This window comes from Arthrobacter livingstonensis (assembly GCF_003219815.1).
Taxonomy (GTDB): Bacteria; Actinomycetota; Actinomycetes; order Actinomycetales; family Micrococcaceae; genus Specibacter; species Specibacter livingstonensis.
Map to the genome: position 1 here is coordinate 88,868 of NZ_QJVD01000016.1, position 16,223 is coordinate 105,090.

General features: G+C 65.7%; 18 protein-coding genes and 1 pseudogene. 11 read left to right on the forward strand and 8 right to left on the reverse strand.

Translation table 11 applies throughout. The annotated features are described in order from the left end of the window. The first annotated feature begins 151 nt into the window (after window positions 1-151). Window positions 152-883, forward strand: coding sequence for a polyprenol monophosphomannose synthase (locus CVV68_RS14870; RefSeq protein WP_110501780.1), 732 nt, complete (start codon window positions 152-154; stop codon window positions 881-883). 143 nt (window positions 884-1,026) lie between these two features. On the opposite strand, the gene CVV68_RS14875 is transcribed toward CVV68_RS14870, so the two are convergent. The 4 genes from CVV68_RS14875 to yczR form a co-directional block, all read right to left on the reverse strand. Then, the gene (locus tag CVV68_RS14875) at window positions 1,027-1,368 is read right to left on the reverse strand and encodes an RNA polymerase-binding protein RbpA (protein ID WP_110501781.1); all 342 of its coding nucleotides are present in this window, start codon (window positions 1,366-1,368) and stop codon (window positions 1,027-1,029) included. 241 nt (window positions 1,369-1,609) lie between these two features. Continuing rightward, a complete protein-coding gene (locus tag CVV68_RS14880; protein ID WP_110501782.1) occupies window positions 1,610-2,551 on the reverse strand; it encodes an SPFH domain-containing protein in 942 nt (313 codons plus the stop codon). Between the two features lie 90 nt (window positions 2,552-2,641). Beyond that, entirely contained in the window at window positions 2,642-3,127 is a 486-nt protein-coding gene (locus tag CVV68_RS14885; protein ID WP_110501783.1) for an NfeD family protein, read from the reverse strand. A gap of 63 nt (window positions 3,128-3,190) precedes the next feature. Next, entirely contained in the window at window positions 3,191-4,600 is a 1,410-nt protein-coding gene (gene yczR, locus CVV68_RS14890; RefSeq protein WP_110501784.1) for a MocR-like transcription factor YczR, read from the reverse strand. A 59-nt stretch (window positions 4,601-4,659) separates the two neighbouring features. Here yczR and yczE point away from each other — a divergent pair, with 59 nt between their 5' ends. Continuing rightward, window positions 4,660-5,367, forward strand: a complete 708-nt coding sequence (yczE, locus tag CVV68_RS23540; RefSeq protein WP_170133189.1) for a membrane protein YczE — start codon at window positions 4,660-4,662, stop codon at window positions 5,365-5,367. Between the two features lie 435 nt (window positions 5,368-5,802). Here the strand turns inward: yczE and CVV68_RS14905 are convergent, their stop codons facing one another. The 3 genes from CVV68_RS14905 to CVV68_RS14915 are packed head-to-tail and all read right to left on the reverse strand — an operon-like array spanning window position 5,803 to window position 7,645. Next, window positions 5,803-6,756, reverse strand: a complete 954-nt coding sequence (locus CVV68_RS14905; RefSeq protein WP_110501787.1) for a putative RNA methyltransferase — start codon at window positions 6,754-6,756, stop codon at window positions 5,803-5,805. A 41-nt stretch (window positions 6,757-6,797) separates the two neighbouring features. Next, the gene (locus CVV68_RS14910; protein WP_110501788.1) at window positions 6,798-7,463 is read right to left on the reverse strand and encodes a peptide deformylase; all 666 of its coding nucleotides are present in this window, start codon (window positions 7,461-7,463) and stop codon (window positions 6,798-6,800) included. Then, window positions 7,460-7,645 (reverse strand): hypothetical protein, encoded by a 186-nt coding sequence (locus CVV68_RS14915; RefSeq protein WP_110501789.1) that lies wholly within the window; start codon window positions 7,643-7,645, stop codon window positions 7,460-7,462. The genes CVV68_RS14910 and CVV68_RS14915 overlap by 4 nt, the downstream gene beginning before the upstream one ends. 139 nt (window positions 7,646-7,784) lie before the next feature. On the opposite strand from CVV68_RS14915, the gene CVV68_RS14920 reads away from it, so the two are divergent. The 7 genes and pseudogenes from CVV68_RS14920 (at window position 7,785) to CVV68_RS14945 (ending at window position 13,565) form a co-directional block, all read left to right on the forward strand. After that, window positions 7,785-10,580, forward strand: a complete 2,796-nt coding sequence (locus tag CVV68_RS14920; protein WP_110501790.1) for an aconitate hydratase — start codon at window positions 7,785-7,787, stop codon at window positions 10,578-10,580. A 121-nt stretch (window positions 10,581-10,701) separates the two neighbouring features. Continuing rightward, window positions 10,702-10,803: pseudogene (locus CVV68_RS25145) on the forward strand (hypothetical protein); the annotation flags it as partial. Between the two features lie 23 nt (window positions 10,804-10,826). Beyond that, complete coding sequence (locus CVV68_RS23945; RefSeq protein WP_497707313.1) at window positions 10,827-11,204, forward strand: Clp protease N-terminal domain-containing protein; 378 nt, start codon at window positions 10,827-10,829, stop codon at window positions 11,202-11,204. Continuing rightward, on the forward strand, window positions 11,146-11,688 hold the full coding sequence (locus tag CVV68_RS14930) for a GNAT family N-acetyltransferase (protein ID WP_110501791.1): 543 nt from the start codon (window positions 11,146-11,148) through the stop codon (window positions 11,686-11,688). The genes CVV68_RS23945 and CVV68_RS14930 overlap by 59 nt, the downstream gene beginning before the upstream one ends. A gap of 249 nt (window positions 11,689-11,937) precedes the next feature. Next, window positions 11,938-12,672, forward strand: coding sequence for a phosphotransferase (locus tag CVV68_RS14935; RefSeq protein WP_110501792.1), 735 nt, complete (start codon window positions 11,938-11,940; stop codon window positions 12,670-12,672). Next, window positions 12,669-13,103, forward strand: a complete 435-nt coding sequence (locus CVV68_RS14940; protein WP_110501793.1) for a GNAT family N-acetyltransferase — start codon at window positions 12,669-12,671, stop codon at window positions 13,101-13,103. The genes CVV68_RS14935 and CVV68_RS14940 overlap by 4 nt, the downstream gene beginning before the upstream one ends. A gap of 27 nt (window positions 13,104-13,130) precedes the next feature. Next, on the forward strand, window positions 13,131-13,565 hold the full coding sequence (locus CVV68_RS14945) for a P-loop nucleotide/nucleoside kinase family protein (protein ID WP_110501794.1): 435 nt from the start codon (window positions 13,131-13,133) through the stop codon (window positions 13,563-13,565). Here CVV68_RS14945 and CVV68_RS14950 read toward each other — a convergent pair. Further along, complete coding sequence (locus CVV68_RS14950) at window positions 13,516-14,940, reverse strand: S53 family peptidase (protein WP_146238913.1); 1,425 nt, start codon at window positions 14,938-14,940, stop codon at window positions 13,516-13,518. The genes CVV68_RS14945 and CVV68_RS14950 overlap by 50 nt on opposite strands. Before the next feature lie 342 nt (window positions 14,941-15,282). On the opposite strand from CVV68_RS14950, the gene CVV68_RS24295 reads away from it, so the two are divergent. Next, window positions 15,283-15,672: a GNAT family N-acetyltransferase gene (locus CVV68_RS24295; RefSeq protein ID WP_245933558.1), complete on the forward strand. Its 390-nt coding sequence runs from the start codon at window positions 15,283-15,285 to the stop codon at window positions 15,670-15,672. A gap of 175 nt (window positions 15,673-15,847) precedes the next feature. Next, window positions 15,848-16,219 carry a VOC family protein gene (locus tag CVV68_RS14960; RefSeq protein ID WP_110501796.1) on the forward strand — a complete coding sequence of 124 codons (372 nt, stop codon included), beginning with the start codon at window positions 15,848-15,850 and terminating at the stop codon, window positions 16,217-16,219. Window positions 16,220-16,223 lie beyond the last annotated feature (4 nt).

Sequence of the window (16,223 nt, forward strand, 5' to 3'; positions counted from 1 at the left end):
CGTTCCGTCACCTATAATGGGGACTTGGCTCCGCGCGCCGGCTGCATTCCATGGGATGCTTCGTCACGTGGCGGCGATGGTCGGTGCCGACCCCTTGCTCTGCCGTTGCCTGCACTGCCCTTATACACTTTCCTACGGAAAGGCACCCCTGTTGCGTGTCCTGACAATCATTCCCACCTACAACGAGCTTGAGTCCCTGCCCAAGACTCTGACGCGGCTGCGCTCGGCAGTTCCGTATGTTGACGTACTGATTGCCGACGACAACAGCCCGGACGGCACCGGCCGCATCGCTGACGGGTTTGCCGCCGCCGACCCCCAGGTGCACGTGCTGCACCGCGCGGGCAAGGAGGGGCTGGGCGCCGCTTACCTGGCCGGCTTTGCCTGGGGCATGGAAGCCGGCTACGACGTTCTGGTGGAAATGGATGCCGACGGCTCCCACCAGCCCGAGCAGCTGCCTCTACTGCTGGAGGCGGTGGAGCAGGGCGCAGACCTGGTGCTCGGTTCCCGTTGGGTCCCCGGCGGCAAGGTGGTCAATTGGCCATTGCACCGCAAGCTGATCTCCACCTGCGGCAGCCTCTACTCCCGCATCCTGCTGGGCATCTCCGTGCGGGACATCACCGGCGGATACCGGGCCTTCCGCCGCAGCACGCTGGAGGCCCTGGACCTGGACGCGGTGGACTCCGTGGGCTACGGCTTCCAGGTGGACATGCTCTGGCGGGTCTGCCAGAAGGGCTTGACAGTGGTGGAGGTGCCGATTACCTTTGTGGAGCGCGAATTTGGGGCCTCCAAGATGAGCGGCAACATCGTCCAGGAGGCCATGGTCAATGTCACCAAGTGGGGCCTGGCCGCCCGCTGGAACAAGCTGACAGGCCGCAACAAATAACATCTGTGTTGCAGATATTGCATTGGATAGCGCTCTCCGAAGCGGTTTTAATGTACCTACTGCAACACAGATTCCAGTCTGAATAAATGACGCCCCTGAGAATCATCTCAGGGGCGTCATTTGCGCTCGGGCATTTCCGGGGACTAGACCTTCTCGCCGCGCTTCTCGCGCAGGATGGTTAGGCGGTCGGCCAGGATGGTCTCAAGCTCCGGCAGCGACCGGCGTTCCAGCAGCATGTCCCAGTGCGTGCGCACGGGCTTGTCGTTGGAGGTGTCGGGTGCCTCGCCATTGACGAGCAGTGCCTCCTTGCCTGTTTTGGAAACCCACACCGGGGGGATTTCCGCCTCGGATGAGAACGTCACGAACACCTGCTCGCCATCGGCGCAGCGGTATTCCACACGCTGACGGGGTGCCGGCTCCACCCCTGATTCGGTCTCCATGCTCTGTGCGCCCAGGCGCATGCCTCGCAAGCTGCGATCGCTCATGACTTCTCCCTCATGTTGTTGCCGGTTCACAAGGCGAACCGGCTCGGTTCCCGTTGCCCACGTACGGGCGGCCTGCAGGAACCTTGTTCGTCATTGGTTCAACGCATTGCCGGGCGCGTATGTTCCGCCGTTCCCTCCAATGCATGAAAATGTGGCCGGGGAAAACGCCGCACGGCCAAACACCCATTATACGTGCTTGGCCGTGCGGTTGATGCAGATGGTGCCGGTTTCACCCGGAGGCTTACGGCTGGGCCTCGCGCGCGACGTCGGACGCGTCGTCGCTGTCGCCGTCTGCGGCGGTGTTCCCCAGGACGTTGCCGATTCCCTTCAGGGCCTCGCCCACCTCGCTGGGAATGATCCACAGCTTGTTCGAGGAACCGGAGGCAATCTTGGGCAGGGTCTGCAGGTACTGGTAGGCCAACAGCTTCTGCGTCGGGTTGCCCTTGTGGATGGCGTCGAAGACCTTCTGGATGGCCTGCGACTCACCGTCGGCGCGGAGAATGGCGGCCTTGGCATCGCCTTCGGCCTTCAGGATGGAGGATTGGCGCTCACCTTCAGCAGTCAAAATGGCAGACTGCTTGGTGCCCTCGGCCGTCAGGATCGCGGCGCGGCGGTCTCGTTCGGCGCGCATCTGCTTTTCCATGGAGTCCTGGATGGACAGGGGCGGGTCAATGGCCTTGAGCTCAACGCGGCTGACGCGGATGCCCCAGCGGCCTGTGGCCTCATCAAGCACGCCGCGCAACTGCCCGTTGATCTGGTCACGGGAGGTCAGCGCCTCTTCCAGGTTCAGGCCGCCGACCACGTTACGCAAGGTGGTGGTGGTCAGCTGTTCAACGGCCTGGATATAGTTTGCGATCTCGTAGGTGGCAGCCCGCGGGTCGGTGACCTGAAAGTAGACCACTGTGTCGATGGACACCACCAGGTTGTCCTCGGTGATGACCGGCTGGGGCGGGAAGGAGACAACCTGCTCGCGAAGATCCAGCAGCGGCAGCAGCCGGTCCACGAACGGAATCAGCACCGTCAGGCCCGGATTGAGCGTGCGCTGGTACTTGCCCAGCCGTTCCACGACCCCGGCCCGGGCCTGCGGGATGATCCGCACCGAGCGAACGAGGACAATGACTACGAATATCAGCAGGACAATAACAACGAAAAGCCACACTACTGCTCCGGCTCCATCTGGCATGAAATCCCCTCTTTTCTATGTGAAGAACGCGTATCCCGTGCGCCTTTTGGCGCAGGAAAGGTCTCGCCCGGCAGCCTCAGCCTGAGGGTGCTAGGCGGTTGTTGTGGCGGTTCCGGTGGTTTTATGCACATTGGGGAAGCTGACAATGGCCGTGGCGCCGTCGATGGCGGAGACCTCAACCGAGGCGCCGGCCGGGACGTCAACCCCGCCGCGAGTCCGCGCGGTCCAGACATCCCCACCGATCTTAACGAGTCCGCGATTCGCGCCGACCGCTTCCAGGACGACGGCCTGGTGCCCGATGAGGCGCTCAATATTGGAGAGCGAATCGGCCGGCCCGCGGCGCAGATGCGCCAGTGCGAGGGGTCTGATCAGCACCGTGGTGGCCAGGGCAACCACGCAGAAGATGACAATCTGCAGCCACAGGTCGGCGTGGAACAGGAATGCCACCAGTGCGGCAAGGGCGCCGACGGACATCAGGATGAAGTATAGGTTCAGCGTCAGCATTTCAGCGACGGCCAGCAGCAGGAAGACTGTCAGCCAGATGATCCAGCCGAAGTCATTGATCCATTGGAGCATTGAGTCCCCCTTTGTGACTTAACGTATAATCCAGCCTACTACGTATGTGTGGGAATATCCCGATTAGATCACCGCCTGCAGTGGCATCTTCAAGGGATCGGGCCCAACCTGGGGGCTGATCCGCCCCAGTATGGCAACGCCGTCGCGCAATTGCCCGGCGCCGTTGCCAAACGGCAGGCGCAGGAACCGTTCAAAGGCCCCATCCAGTCCAAACCGCGGCCCCGGAACCAGTCCCAGACCTTCATTGCGCGCGGCCAGCGCCAGGGCCGAGGTGGAGACAGTGCCGGTGTTGATCCACAGGGACAGCCCGCCGTCGGGCACGACGACGTCCCATTGCGGCAACTGCTCCGTCAGCAGGGCAACGAGCGTGTCCCGCCCAATCCTCAGGTCCAGGCTGCGGCTGGCTGCCAGCTGTGGCAGGTCACGGACCAGGGAGGTGGCCACGAGCTGCTCAAACAAAGGCGTCCCCAAGTCCGACGACGGGCGGTTGCGCAGGAGCCTGGCGAGGACTTCCCGGGACGCCCGGACCCAGCCGATCCGCAGCCCGCCCCAGGCAATCTTGCCCAGGGAACCCAGCGTGATGACGCTGGGGGAGAAGCAGGCCAGCGGCGGAAGCGCGCCGCGGTCAATGTCCAGCAGTGCCGTGGTTTCGTCGGCCACCAGCACGGTGCCCTCCCGTCCGGCGGCGGCGGCCAGGTATTCACGTTCCGGGATGGTCATGCTCATGCCGGTGGGATTGTGGAAGTCGGGCATCAGGAACGCCATGCTCGGCGCGGCGCGGCGGATCTGCAGCAGTGCCTCCGGCAGGTCCCAGCCACCGTCCTGCCGCACCGGGAACGCCAGGATGCGCGCACCCACGGAGGCAAAGGTGTCCAGCGCGTGCGGATAGGTGGGTTGTTCCACCAGGATCCGTTCGCCGGGGGAGTAGAGGGTGCGGGTCACCAGGTTCAGCGCATGCTGTGCACCCACCGTCACCATGACCTGGTCTGGGGATGTTGGCAGGCCGCGGTCCCGGTAGCTTTGCGCGATCGCCTCACGCAGGTCCGGCAGGCCCACCATGTCAAAGCCGTCGCGGGTCAGGTAGCCGGGCATCTCCTGCGCGGCGGCGAGGTAGGCGGCAGCCATGCCAGGGTAGGCGGGTGCTGTGGCCTTGGTGAAGTCCAGCGGAAGGCCGTTGTGCAGAGTGTGTTCACCGCGCTCGCGCCCGGGCAGGACCAGCGTGCTGCCGGAACCGCGAACGCTGGCGAGGTATCCATCGTCGCGCAGCTTGGAATAGGCGGCGGCCACGGTGGTCCGGCTCAGCGCCAGGGCAGTGCTGAGTTCCCGTTCGGCGGGAAGGCGCGCGCCGCTGGAAAGTCGTCCGTCCATCAGCAGGACCCGTATCCTGTCCGCCAGTGCACGGTAGGCCGGCCCCGCGGACCGCCATTCGCCCAGTTCCCGCGCCAGGCGCCGTCCGGTGACAAGAGTGTTCATAAAGCCACCTTAGGGCAATTGGCCCTAGTGCATAAGGCCAGTTTGGCTAAACTTGTTCCATGCCCCGCCTCGTCACAACCCCAAACCTCCCCGTCCGCCTGGCCCGCCTGGTGGTTGGCCTCTTTCTGTACGGGATCGCCATCTCGTTGATGATCCGCGGCAACATCGGTGCCTCCCCGTGGGACGTGTTTGCCCAGGGCGCCTCACGGACCACCGGGATCTCCTTTGGCCTGTGCACCATCATCATCAGTGGGATCGTGCTGTTGTTCTGGATACCGATCAGGCAAAGGCCCGGCTTCGGCACCTTCGCCAACGCCGTGCTGGTCGGCGTCTTCGCCGACCTCGGGCTGGCGCTCATCCCGCAGGCCAACCACCTTTTCCTGCAGTGCCTGCTCTTTGGAGCGGGCCTGTTCATCCTGGCCTTCGCCACCGCCCTCTACATTGGCGCCGGCCTGGGTCCCGGTCCGCGCGATGGCCTGATGACCGGCCTGGTGCGAGTCACGGGCAGGCCGGTTTGGGTGATCCGCACGGGCATTGAGCTAACCGTGGTGGTGGTGGGGTTCTTCATGGGTGGCGTGGTGGGCGCCGGCACGGCGGCGTTTGCCCTTGGCGTGGGGCCGCTAACCCAGGTAACGCTGAAGTGGCTCCACGTGGACCTGCACGGCAGCTCCGCCAAGTCCCGCCTGGTGGACGTCAGGACTCCCGCGCCGGTGCAGCCGGCCGAAGGCGCCCTCTGCTCCGGTGAAGGCGACCATCCCCTTCGTTGAGGTTTGTGATATTCCCCGTCCGCTCCTGCTGCTGGCGAGTTCACAGCGGGTCCCTCGCGGCAGTGGGCCCACACAACTTGCCCTCGCAAACGCAGGCCCTCGCCGCGGTTCATGCGGGTAGTTTCCCCGGATCCCGGCTGCTTTCTCGATGATTGAGGCGGGATACAGACCGGCAGTGCGGCCAGGCTTCAGTTGAATGGGAGCACGCAGCGGCAGATACGTTTGGGCTGGTGTTGGCAACCAAAAGGCCGTTGTTACTACCGGTCCAACGGCTAACACCAGCTCCAACGCCCAACTACCGGTCCAACGGCTAAAACCAGCCCAAACGTCATCCCACGCCGGAAATCGCTGCGGCTACCCTGCGACCACGTCAGCACCATGGATGGAACCATGGAAACAGCCCCACGTTGCGAACCTACGACGAAGCGGCAGGCGTCAGGGAAGCCGGCGGAACACTGAAATGGTGAATTCGGCCGTGACATCCGTCCATTTCGGCAGCCCTGCCACGGTGCGGTCCAGCTCCCGTGGATCCAGGTGGTGCCCGGCCGGCCCCATCAGCGCCACGTTGGCGATGTCCGCCACGGTCAGGCGCAGGGCGGCCGTCACCGGCTGGCTGCTTTCGAGCTCAAAGTGGGATGCCAGGGATGCCGCCAGGGCCGCGTCCTTTTCCGGGTGGATGCCGAGCATGCCGGCCTGCCGGGCGATCTCCGCCAGGTGCCCGGGCCGCGGCGTCACCACCACCAGCCGCCCTGCCGGCGTGAGCACCCGCGCAAACTCCGCGGCGTTGCGCGGTGCGAAAACCACCAGGACGACGTCGGCCCGGTGGGCTTCCATGGGCAGCGGCTGCCACAGGTCCCAGACCAGGCTTGCGGCGAGGGGGTTGCGGCGGGCCGCCCGGCGCAGTGCGAACTTGGAAATGTCCAGCCCGATGGCGTCGACGGCCGGTTCGGCACCCGCACCCGCGTTGGCGTCCGCGTCAGCATCCGCGCCTGCGACGGTCTCCAGCAGCCCGCCATCCCCACGGCGTGCCAGCAGCTGCTGCAGGTACCAGCCCGTTCCGGTGCCGGCATCGAGGATGAGCGGTCGGTGTGCGGGGCTGGCCGCCCCGCTGCGGGCGGCCGCCAGTATGTGCTCCACCGTGCCTGCGAGCGCGTCGGCCAGTGCCCGGTAGTGGCCGGCGTCGAGGAACTCGTCGCGCGCGGCCACCATGGCTGCGGTGTCCTGGGTGAATTTGGTGCCATGCCCGGTCAGCAGGTTGACGTACCCCTGGCGTGCGATGTCGAAGGTGTGCCCGTCGATGCACACCAGTGACATCTCCCCGGGCAGGACCTCCATGAATTCCAGTCCGCAGACAGGGCAGATGAGGGCGTCGAGCGCACGGTTGTCCATGAATTCATCCTAGGCGGGCGGGCCGGCCCGGACGTGCAGGCTCAAAAGTGCAGGGTCTCGCGGGCTTCGGCAATGTCGGGCAGGGACCAGTTGGCAGCGTACTCGGCGTTGGAGGCCAGGGACCGAGTGTGGGCCTTGTCCAGGTACATGGTGCCGGCGAGGTGGTCTGTCTCATGCTGGACAATCCGTGCCTGCCACCCCGCGAGTCGCAGCATTGCCGCGGCGCCGTTTTCATCGTCGTAGGCCAGGTCAATGGTGGCGGCGCGGTCCACCACGGCCTGCCAGCCGGACATGGAGAGGCAGCCTTCATAGTGCGACGCCGTTTCAGCTCCCACCGCGGTGTAGTGCGGGTTGAGGATGGCGAAGAAGTCCAACGGCCGGCGGTCGCGGGCTTCGGCGTTCTCCTCCGGGACGTCATAAAGGTCCTCGAGGACGGCCAGCTGCAGGGGGATGCCTATTTGCGGGGCGGCCAGCCCGACCCCGGGGGCGGCGTGCATGGTGTCCCGCATGACCTCGATGAGCCTGGCCAGCTGCGCCGCCGGCAGCTGGCCGGTGAAGGCCACGGCCTGGGCGCGCAGCACCGGGTGGCCCGCCTGGACAATGGCGGGCAGGGTATCGGCCTCCAAAACGGCGGCCACGGCCTTCCGGACGTAGGCGTCCGTGTACAACAGCCTGCCCCCGGTGGCTCCGTGGAATCGGGCACTCATTGGCCGTCCTCGATCCGCCACGAGCCAACGGCGGTGTAGGCGCTGTCCATGATGGCTTCACCCGAGCCGGGTTCCAGCGGGTGGTGGCCGACGTTTCCCGCCCAATAGTGCAGGATCCGTCCCAGCTCCTCGGCGGGCGCCTCTTTAACGGCGTCCAGGACAACTTCAAGAACGAACTTCATGGCAGGCTCCTCAGGTGCGGCGGGCGGTGGCAACCATTGTGTCAAAAACGGCCCCACCCAAGGCCATCCTGCACGCCCTTGCTATCGGTGCGCTTATGGCTATGGTGGGCCTAAAAGGGTTAATGAGCAAAGGATCGACATGTCTTCCAACAGTTTCGACGCACGCAGTGGGCTCACGGTTGATGACCAGGACTACGAAATATACCGGCTGGACAAGGTGTCCGGCTCGGCCAGGCTGCCGTACAGCCTGAAGGTCCTGCTGGAGAACCTGCTCCGGAATGAGGACGGCCGGCTCGTCACGGCCGAACAAGTCAGCGCCGTCGGGAATTGGGACCCTGCGGCGGAAGCTAACGCGGAAATCCAGTACACCCCGGCCCGGGTCCTGATGCAGGACTTCACCGGCGTCCCCTGTGTGGTCGACCTGGTGGCCATGCGGGACGCGATGTCCGACCTGGGCGGGGATCCAAGGAAGATCAACCCGCTGATCCCCGGGGAACTCGTCATTGACCACTCGGTGATCGCGGACGTTTTCAACGTGCCCAACGCGTTCTCCATCAACTCCGAGTATGAATTCAAGCGCAACCAGGAGCGCTACCAGCTGCTGCGCTGGGCACAGCAGTCGTTCAACGACTTTCTGGTGGTCCCCCCGGACACCGGGATCTGCCACCAGGTCAATCTCGAATACTTGTCCCGTGTCGTGTTCACCAGGGACCACGACGGCGTCAGGCAGGCCTATCCGGACACCCTCGTGGGCACTGACTCGCACACCCCCATGGTCAACGGCCTGGGCGTGCTGGGCTGGGGTGTGGGCGGCATCGAGGCGGAGGCCGCCATGCTGGGCCAGCCCATGAGCATGCTGGTCCCGCAGGTGGTGGGCTTCAAGCTGACCGGCGAACTGCTCGAGGGCACCACCGCCACAGACCTGGTGCTCACCGTGGCCGAACTGTTGCGCAAGACCCGCGTGGTGGGCAAGTTCGTTGAGTTCTTCGGTCCCGGCGTGGCCAATGTGCCGCTCGCGAACCGGGCCACGCTGGGCAACATGAGCCCGGAGTACGGCTCCACCTGCGCCATCTTCCCCATAGACCAGGAAACGCTGGACTACATGCGCCTGACCGGCCGCAGCGAGCACCAGATCAAGCTCGTGGAGGCGTATGCGAAGGAGCAGGGCATGTGGCACGATCCCAGCCACACGCCGGACTTCAGCCAGGTGGTGGAGCTGGACCTCTCCACGGTCGAAACCTCCATCGCCGGGCCCAAGCGGCCCCAGGACAGGATCCCACTGCGCAGCGCCGCTCGTGCCGTGCGCGGGCTGCTGGCCGGGGAGTCCCAGGAGGAAGCCGTGCTGGCCGGCGGGCTGGACGACGCCGGGGACGAATCGTTCCCGGCCAGCGACCCCGTGGCCATCAGCTCCCGCATTGCGCGGGACGCGCCGCCGCGCGTGTATGAGGACGACGGCGTCGAGCTCGAGTGGCCCAGTGACCCGGCAGAACTTGTCCTGGACGGACAGAAGCTGACGTTGGACCACGGCGATGTGGTCATCGCCGCCATCACCTCCTGCACGAACACCTCCAACCCGTCGGTCATGATCGGTGCCGGGCTTCTGGCGAAAAAGGCGGTGGAACTTGGGCTCTCCAGCAAGCCCTGGGTCAAGACCACCCTGGCACCGGGTTCCCGCGTGGTCACGGACTACTTTGACCGGGCGGGCCTGACGCCGTACCTGGAGAAGCTTGGCTTTGACCTGGTGGGCTATGGCTGCACCACATGCATCGGCAACTCCGGGCCGTTGATCCCGGCTGTCAGCCAGGCTGTGAACGGCAACGATCTCTCCGTCGCCGCCGTGCTCTCCGGCAACCGCAACTTTGAGGGCCGCATCCACCCCGAGGTGAAGATGAACTTCCTCGCCTCCCCGCCGCTGGTCATCGCCTACGCGCTCGCAGGCAGCATGCACGTGGATCTCCTCAACGACCCCCTGGGCGAGGGCACCGACGGGAGCCCCGTGTACCTCAAGGACATCTGGCCGACGACGGCGGAGATCAAGTCCGTGGTCGACTCCAGCCTGGAAGCCCAAATGTTCACCGACGGCTATGCGGACGTTTACCACGGAGACGACAACTGGCGTGGCATGCACGTCCCGGAGGGGGACATGTTCGCCTGGAACGAGGAATCCAGCTACGTGCGCAAGCCACCGTACTTCGACGGCATGGAGCGGGAGCCCGCTCCCGTGGCCGACATTGTGGGGGCCCGCGTGCTGGCCCTGCTGGGCGACTCGGTCACGACGGACCACATCTCCCCGGCCGGCAACATCAAGAAGTCCTCCCCAGCCGGGCAGTACCTCCTCGAGCAGGGCGTGGCCCAGGCCGACTTCAACTCCTACGGCTCCCGGCGCGGCAACCACAATGTCATGATCCGCGGCACCTTCGCGAACATCCGCCTGCGCAACCTCCTGGTGCCGGGCGTGGAGGGCGGCTTCACGAAGCGCTCGGCGGACGGGGACGTGGAGACCATCTTCGACGCCTCCAACGCCTACCAGGCAGAGGGCACGCCGCTGGTGGTCATCGCCGGCACCGACTACGGCTCGGGCTCCTCCCGTGACTGGGCGGCCAAGGGCACCATGCTGCTGGGTGTGAAGGCGGTGATCGCGGCGTCGTTTGAGCGCATCCACCGGTCCAACCTGATCGGCATGGGCGTGCTTCCGTTGCAGTTCAAGGACGGGGACACTGCGGAGTCGCTGGGCCTGACCGGCATGGAGACGTATTCCATTGTGGGACTCGCCGGTGCCAGCCCGCTGCCCCGCGAGATCACTGTACGCATCGAGGCCGAGGGCGGCTCCCGCGACGTCGTGACCACCCTGCGCATCGACACCCCCGCCGAGGAGGCCTACTACGTTCACGGCGGCATCCTGCAGTACGTGTTGCGGCAGCTGCTGGACGCCTGAGCCTGCCTGTGCTCGGGACGGATGGACGGCCGCGCCGGGCCGCCGCCGTCCATCCCGGCTCCGGCCGGGGGAGTCCTGGTCGGACCTCGACGCCAGCCAGGGCTTCAGCCGCTTTACGCCGGAGGCGCGCAATGCGGTGGTGGCCGCCCAGAATGAGGCCCATGCTGCCGGCAGTGCCGATATCCAAGCCGAACACCTGGTGCCGGGGCTCTTGGCGGAGCCGGAGTCCGTCGGAGTAAGGCGCTTCTGGAGCAGGGCATCCCGCTCCAAGCCGTGCGCGATGCTGCGGCCAAAGAGCTCCCCGCGCGCGTGGATTCCGTTCCCGAGCTCCTGCCGTACGACGGCGGCGCCGGGAAGGTCCTGCAGCTGGCCTTTCGCGAGGCCTTGCGGCTGGGCCACAAGCATGTGGGCACCGGACACCTTTTGCTGGCCCTACTGGGGTACGGCGCCGGGACCGGGGTTCTAGCCAAATTGGCGGTGGACACGCCCGCTGCAGTGAACTTTGTTACGCAAACGGTAGCCGCCGCACAGGCCGATGCCGAGGCAAACCATGCAGAATGGGTAAATGGAGACCATAACGACGGAACGACTCATACTGCGGCCATGGCAAGACTCGGACGTTGACTTTGTGTTTGACCTGTACTCCCGATGGGTGGTGCAGCGCTTCATCGGCAACGAGCCCCGCGTCATGGAAAGCCGCTCGGAAGCGGTGGAGCGCGTGGCCCGTTTCCAGGCCGTCGACCATGAGGTGCACGGCATCTGGGCCGTGACCCGCAAGGATGACGGGGATCCTGTGGGCGCCCTGCTCCTGAAACCCATTCCCGCCTCCGGTGAGGAACCGCTCCAGCCCTCCAACGACGTCGAGATTGGCTGGCATCTCCATCCCGACCACTGGGGGAGCGGTTTTGCGTCCGAGGCGGCGCAGGCAGTGCTGGAGCATGCCTTCGCCCACGGGCTGGAGCGCGTGGTGGCGGTGACCAACCCCGCCAATGAGGCCTCCCAGAGCGTGTGCCGCCGCCTCGGCATGAAGGGAAAGGGCCTGTCCAAGAAGTACTACAACGCCACCTGCGAACTGTTTGTGGCCAAGAAACCTGGGCTGAATTCCTAGCCCGGGTGGTTGATGCCGCGGAGAAGATCGTGGTCGGCAGCACCACCGGACCATGCGGCATCTTGATGTGCCTTCGGCCGGCTTCGTCGCCACGTTTTCCGGAACGCAGCACCCAACGAACACTCCGGCCTCCGCTGGGTCGACACGGACAAAGTCCTGAAACTGGACCCCAGCCACGCCGAATACGGGACTTTCCTGAGGGGATTCATCGCGGACGCGCACCTTCCCCAAGTTGAACCGAAGGGCACCATGACTGAACCATTGCGCGGCGGGAACATGAACGCCGTGGAGCGCGACGGCTGCACCGTCACCCGCCATGCCGGGCCGTGGACGCCAACGGTCCACCGCTATCTGCGGTACCTGGCCCGCGCGGGCGTGGACTGGATCCCGCAGCCGCTGGGAGTTGAATGCGGGCGGGAGCGGCTGACATTTGTTGGGGGAGAGGTGCCGCTGTACCCGCTGCCCACATGGGTTTGGGAGGAAAGCGTGCTGGTCGACGGCGCCCGCAGGCTTCGCCAGCTGCACGACGCCAGCATCGGGTTCGGCATGGACGGCGCTGTATGGCAGTCCCCGGCCAAGGTCCCGGCGGAAGTTATCTGCCACAACGACTTTGCCCCGCACAACCTGGCCTTTGCAGCGGGCCAGCTGACTGGTGCCATTGACTTTGACATGTGCTCGCCGGGCCCCCGGCTCTGGGACCTCGCCTACTTCGCAACCCGCGCCGTCCCCCTGACGCAGGATCCGCCGTCGAACGCTCCAGGGATGAACCACGCGCGCAGGCGCGTCCAAGTCATTTTGGCTGCCTACGGCTCCGAGGAGACATGGGAAGACGTGGTGCGGGTGGCCGTCATCAGGTTGTGGGACCTGGCGGACATGTCCAGGGTGAAGGCGGTTGAGCTCGGCAAGCCGGAACTGAACGGCGACGCCGACATGTACGAGCGCGACGCCCGGTTCCTGGCAGCCGTGTCGACGGAGGCGGAATGACGGGACCCGCGGCAGCGATTGACTACGAGGCTGCGGCCCGCCCAACCCTCCCGGAGCTGCTGGAGTTGTTCGATGCCGTCGGCTGGACCACTTATACAAAGGAACCGGAGGCCCTGGCTGCGGCGGTGCGCGGTTCCTCCACGGTTGTGGCCGCCAGGTCAGGCGGTCTGCTGGTGGGCCTGGCCCGCGTCATCTCCGACGGCGCCACCATCTGCTACCTGCAGGACGTCCTCGTGCACCCCGGCTTTCAACGCCTGGGGGTTGGCCGCGAATTGGTGGTCCGGGTGCTGGCCCCGTATGCGAAGGTGCGTCAAAAGGTGCTGCTGACCGACGGCGAGCCTGGTCAGAGAGCGTTCTACCAGTGGCTTGGATACCAGGAAACGGTTGATTTTCACGGGGGAGCGGTGCGGGCCTTTGTACGATTCGACTGATTTCCGGCTCTCGGCGGAGGCAGGATAATGGCAGCGCAGCTGATCCTGGTCAACGGCCTGCCGGCCTCGGGCAAGTCAACCTTGGCGCGGGCCTTGGGGAGCCACCTGGACATTCCGGTCATTTCAAAGGATGCCATCAAGGAACCGCTGGCCGACATCACCGTCGGCACCGTGGGACGCACGGCGTTGGGTGCCCTCGCCTCCGACACGATGTGGCGGCTGGCGGGACTGGTCCCCGGGCGCGCCATCGTGGAATCGTGGTGGTTCGGTCCGCGTGACTTGGACTATGTGAAGCAGGGTCTCATTGCGGCGGGAACCCCGGCAATGGTTGAAGTCTGGTGTGAGGTTCCCGCGCGGCTGGCCTGGGAGCGGTACTTGGCCCGGCAGCCGATCCCGTGGCGCGATGCCCCGCCTACCTGCCGTTCAAGCCCGAGCTTGCGCTGCGGGCGGCCTGGCGGATGAACGAATCGGCGAAACCGCTCAGCTTGGGTGTTCCCCAGCCCGTGGCCGCGTCCCATCCGGCACCGGCGCTAAACCCGGCGATGGGCGGCTGGGCGTTGTTGCCGACCGTCACATCGTGGAGCACGGCCGGGTATATCAGCTTCGCGGCGCCCAGCGCGTACAGGGTTGGATTGAGGAAGCCCAACGCGAATCCCGCGCGCTGGTTCAGGTCCGCAACCACTCCGGCCCAGGCAGGCGAGCCTTCGCTGGTGCCGCCAAAGATGTAGTAGCCGTTGTTGCCGGCACCCAGGAAACCAAGGTGGACAAGCACACCCGTATTGGGATCCGCATTAAAGGAAATGTCCGGGACGGCACGCTGTCCGGCCAGGATCCGCTGGTCCTGCCTCGGCAGCAGCCGCTGGTAAAACGGTTCGGCCGTTGCCTTGCTGACGCCGCCGCCGGTGGCCGAACCGATGCCGTCATTCCACACCGTTTCGCTCTGGTAGGCACCGGTGGTGCTTGCATACAGGCTGGTTCCGCCCACGGCAGTGACCCACGGTGAGATGGCGGGGAAATTGACTGTCGGGTACGGATATGTGGAGCCGTCCACCGCGACGTTGGCGGTCCCGGAATCTCCCGTGGAGCCCAGGAACGTGACGCCGCGCAGCGTGGACTGGCGGTAGAACGCATTGAACTGCGCCATCACAGCCCGGCCCGACGTCGTCAGGAGTGTCTCTTCCGTGGCTGCCCAGCTTTGCGAAACGATCTTGCCCAGGTGGTGGTTGACGGCATATTGCTCAAGCTGCAGGAATTCGGGCAGGCCCTGCACGCCCTCCGTTTCCGACACCGGACTGGTCATCACCACGATGCCGGCGCCCGGCGCCATGGCATGTGCCCACTGGACATCCAGGGAAGTCTCCTCCGCCCAGCCAAGCATGTCGTTGTTGGACGGATCGAACGGCACCGTCCCGAGGGGGGCGAGCACCTTAAGGCTGGGCGGGGCGGGCAGTCCGAAGTCGGCGTCGAACACCGCCAGGTCCGCCTCCAGCGTCGGGCTTCCATAAGAGTCAATGATGACAATTGTCTGCCCCGCCCCGGTGTAGCCCTTGTTGAGGAGCGGCGTGAGCCCGTAGGCCTGCCTGATCTCCTGCGGGCTGTAGCAGGGGACACCAATCTGCGCCCTGCACTGTGCGTCGCTCGGTGCAACTTTTGGCCCGGTGATGTGCAGTGGCAGGCTGGCATGCAGGGATACTGCGAGAGTGCCGGGCGGCGGCGCAAGGGGAACGGATCCACCCCGGGCGGTTGCCCCGGGGCCCCACACCATGGCCATCGCCACCGTGAGGAGCAGGACAGAAATGAAACACCAAAACGCACGCAAATGCAGTCGAATTGCCATGACCGCCACCCCATTATCAGAGTAATGTTACAGGAACGTTATACGCGCCCACCGGACCGTCTGCAATGAATTAAATGGAATTGGCAAACTCATGTCCCATTCGGGTTCAAGTGTTCCAAAACGACAGGGCGGTGCCAACCCGGTGTTGCAATCGCCAAAACCAGGGGAGGTGGGCCCGCTGCAGACGCCAGGCAACGCTGACGGACGGAATGGGCCGCCCAACGGGGGCCGGCACCTGCTTCCGAATGGACGCACCCTTATCCGGCGGGCGACGGACGGCGACATCGCCGGGACGCTGCCGTCAACAGGGCTTCCGGGCGCCCGCCAGGGAGCGTTGCCGCATTGCATCTGGCGGTACGCGACCCTCACCGCCTGGTCCTCGTCGCCACGGCAGGCGAAGTCGTCATGGGCTGGGGCAAGACCCACTATTGGGATAAGCCGGACGGAGCGGCTCCGGTCGGCCATTATTTGGGCGGCATTGTTATCCGGCCGGAACTTCGACGGCGTGGGCTGGCCACGGCCTTGACCCAAACGCGCCTGGACTGGATCTGGGCGCGCGCGGGCGAAGCATTCTATGTGGTCAATGCCTCCAACCTGTCCTCGATCGAGCTCCACCGGCAATGGGGCTTTGCGGAGGCGGCACGGGCACCAAGGTGCCACACCACCGGCTTCACCGGCGGCGTCGGGCTGCTCATGCGTGCCGTGCGGCCCGCCCCGGCGGACCTTCGATAGAGGAGCAGACCGCAATGTCCCGGAACGTCGCCGTCTTTCCCCGGTGGAAAAATTGCTGGCGAAACCGGCGGCGGCATGTGGGCAGGATTCAAGAAGCGCCACCCGCGCCGGGCACCTAGAGTTGAATTCGACAGCACACACCGGGCCGCCATGGCCCACCATTGAAGGAGTCGTCATGACCGGTTCACCCAGGCAGGAATCGAACACTGAAGGAATTAAGATCGTGCTGCATCCGGTCAGCGACCTGGCGGCGGCCAAGCGGGTGTACGCTGCCTTGCTCGGCATGGAGCCGCAGGCGGACTCGCCGTACTACGTCGGCTTCGATGCCGCAGGGCAGCACATCGGACTGGTGCCCAATGGCGGTCCGCAGGCCATGGCCGCGCCGGTGGCCTACTGGCAGGTGGCGGACATCGAGGCCAAGCTGGCCGAACTGACCGCCGCGGGTGCCACCGTGACGGAACCGGCCCACAACGTCGGCGGCACCCGCTGGGTGGCGAGCGTCACCGATCCCGACGGCAATGTACTGGGCGTCGTCGAGGACCGCTGAGCGC

Bases quoted from the DNA above. Each gene is read 5' to 3' on its own strand.
- CVV68_RS14875 (WP_110501781.1), bottom strand. From the start codon at position 1,368: ATGAGCGATCGCAGCTTGCGAGGCATGCGCCTGGGCGCACAGAGCATG.
- CVV68_RS14880 (WP_110501782.1), bottom strand. From the start codon at position 2,551: ATGCCAGATGGAGCCGGAGCAGTAGTGTGGCTTTTCGTTGTTATTGTC.
- CVV68_RS14885 (WP_110501783.1), bottom strand. From the start codon at position 3,127: ATGCTCCAATGGATCAATGACTTCGGCTGGATCATCTGGCTGACAGTC.
- yczR (WP_110501784.1), bottom strand. From the start codon at position 4,600: ATGAACACTCTTGTCACCGGACGGCGCCTGGCGCGGGAACTGGGCGAA.
- yczE (WP_170133189.1), top strand. From the start codon at position 4,660: ATGCCCCGCCTCGTCACAACCCCAAACCTCCCCGTCCGCCTGGCCCGC.
- CVV68_RS14905 (WP_110501787.1), bottom strand. From the start codon at position 6,756: ATGGACAACCGTGCGCTCGACGCCCTCATCTGCCCTGTCTGCGGACTG.
- CVV68_RS14910 (WP_110501788.1), bottom strand. From the start codon at position 7,463: ATGAGTGCCCGATTCCACGGAGCCACCGGGGGCAGGCTGTTGTACACG.
- CVV68_RS14915 (WP_110501789.1), bottom strand. From the start codon at position 7,645: ATGAAGTTCGTTCTTGAAGTTGTCCTGGACGCCGTTAAAGAGGCGCCC.
- CVV68_RS14920 (WP_110501790.1), top strand. From the start codon at position 7,785: ATGTCTTCCAACAGTTTCGACGCACGCAGTGGGCTCACGGTTGATGAC.
- CVV68_RS14930 (WP_110501791.1), top strand. From the start codon at position 11,146: ATGGAGACCATAACGACGGAACGACTCATACTGCGGCCATGGCAAGAC.
- CVV68_RS14935 (WP_110501792.1), top strand. From the start codon at position 11,938: ATGACTGAACCATTGCGCGGCGGGAACATGAACGCCGTGGAGCGCGAC.
- CVV68_RS14940 (WP_110501793.1), top strand. From the start codon at position 12,669: ATGACGGGACCCGCGGCAGCGATTGACTACGAGGCTGCGGCCCGCCCA.
- CVV68_RS14945 (WP_110501794.1), top strand. From the start codon at position 13,131: ATGGCAGCGCAGCTGATCCTGGTCAACGGCCTGCCGGCCTCGGGCAAG.
- CVV68_RS14950 (WP_146238913.1), bottom strand. From the start codon at position 14,940: ATGGCAATTCGACTGCATTTGCGTGCGTTTTGGTGTTTCATTTCTGTC.
- CVV68_RS14960 (WP_110501796.1), top strand. From the start codon at position 15,848: ATGACCGGTTCACCCAGGCAGGAATCGAACACTGAAGGAATTAAGATC.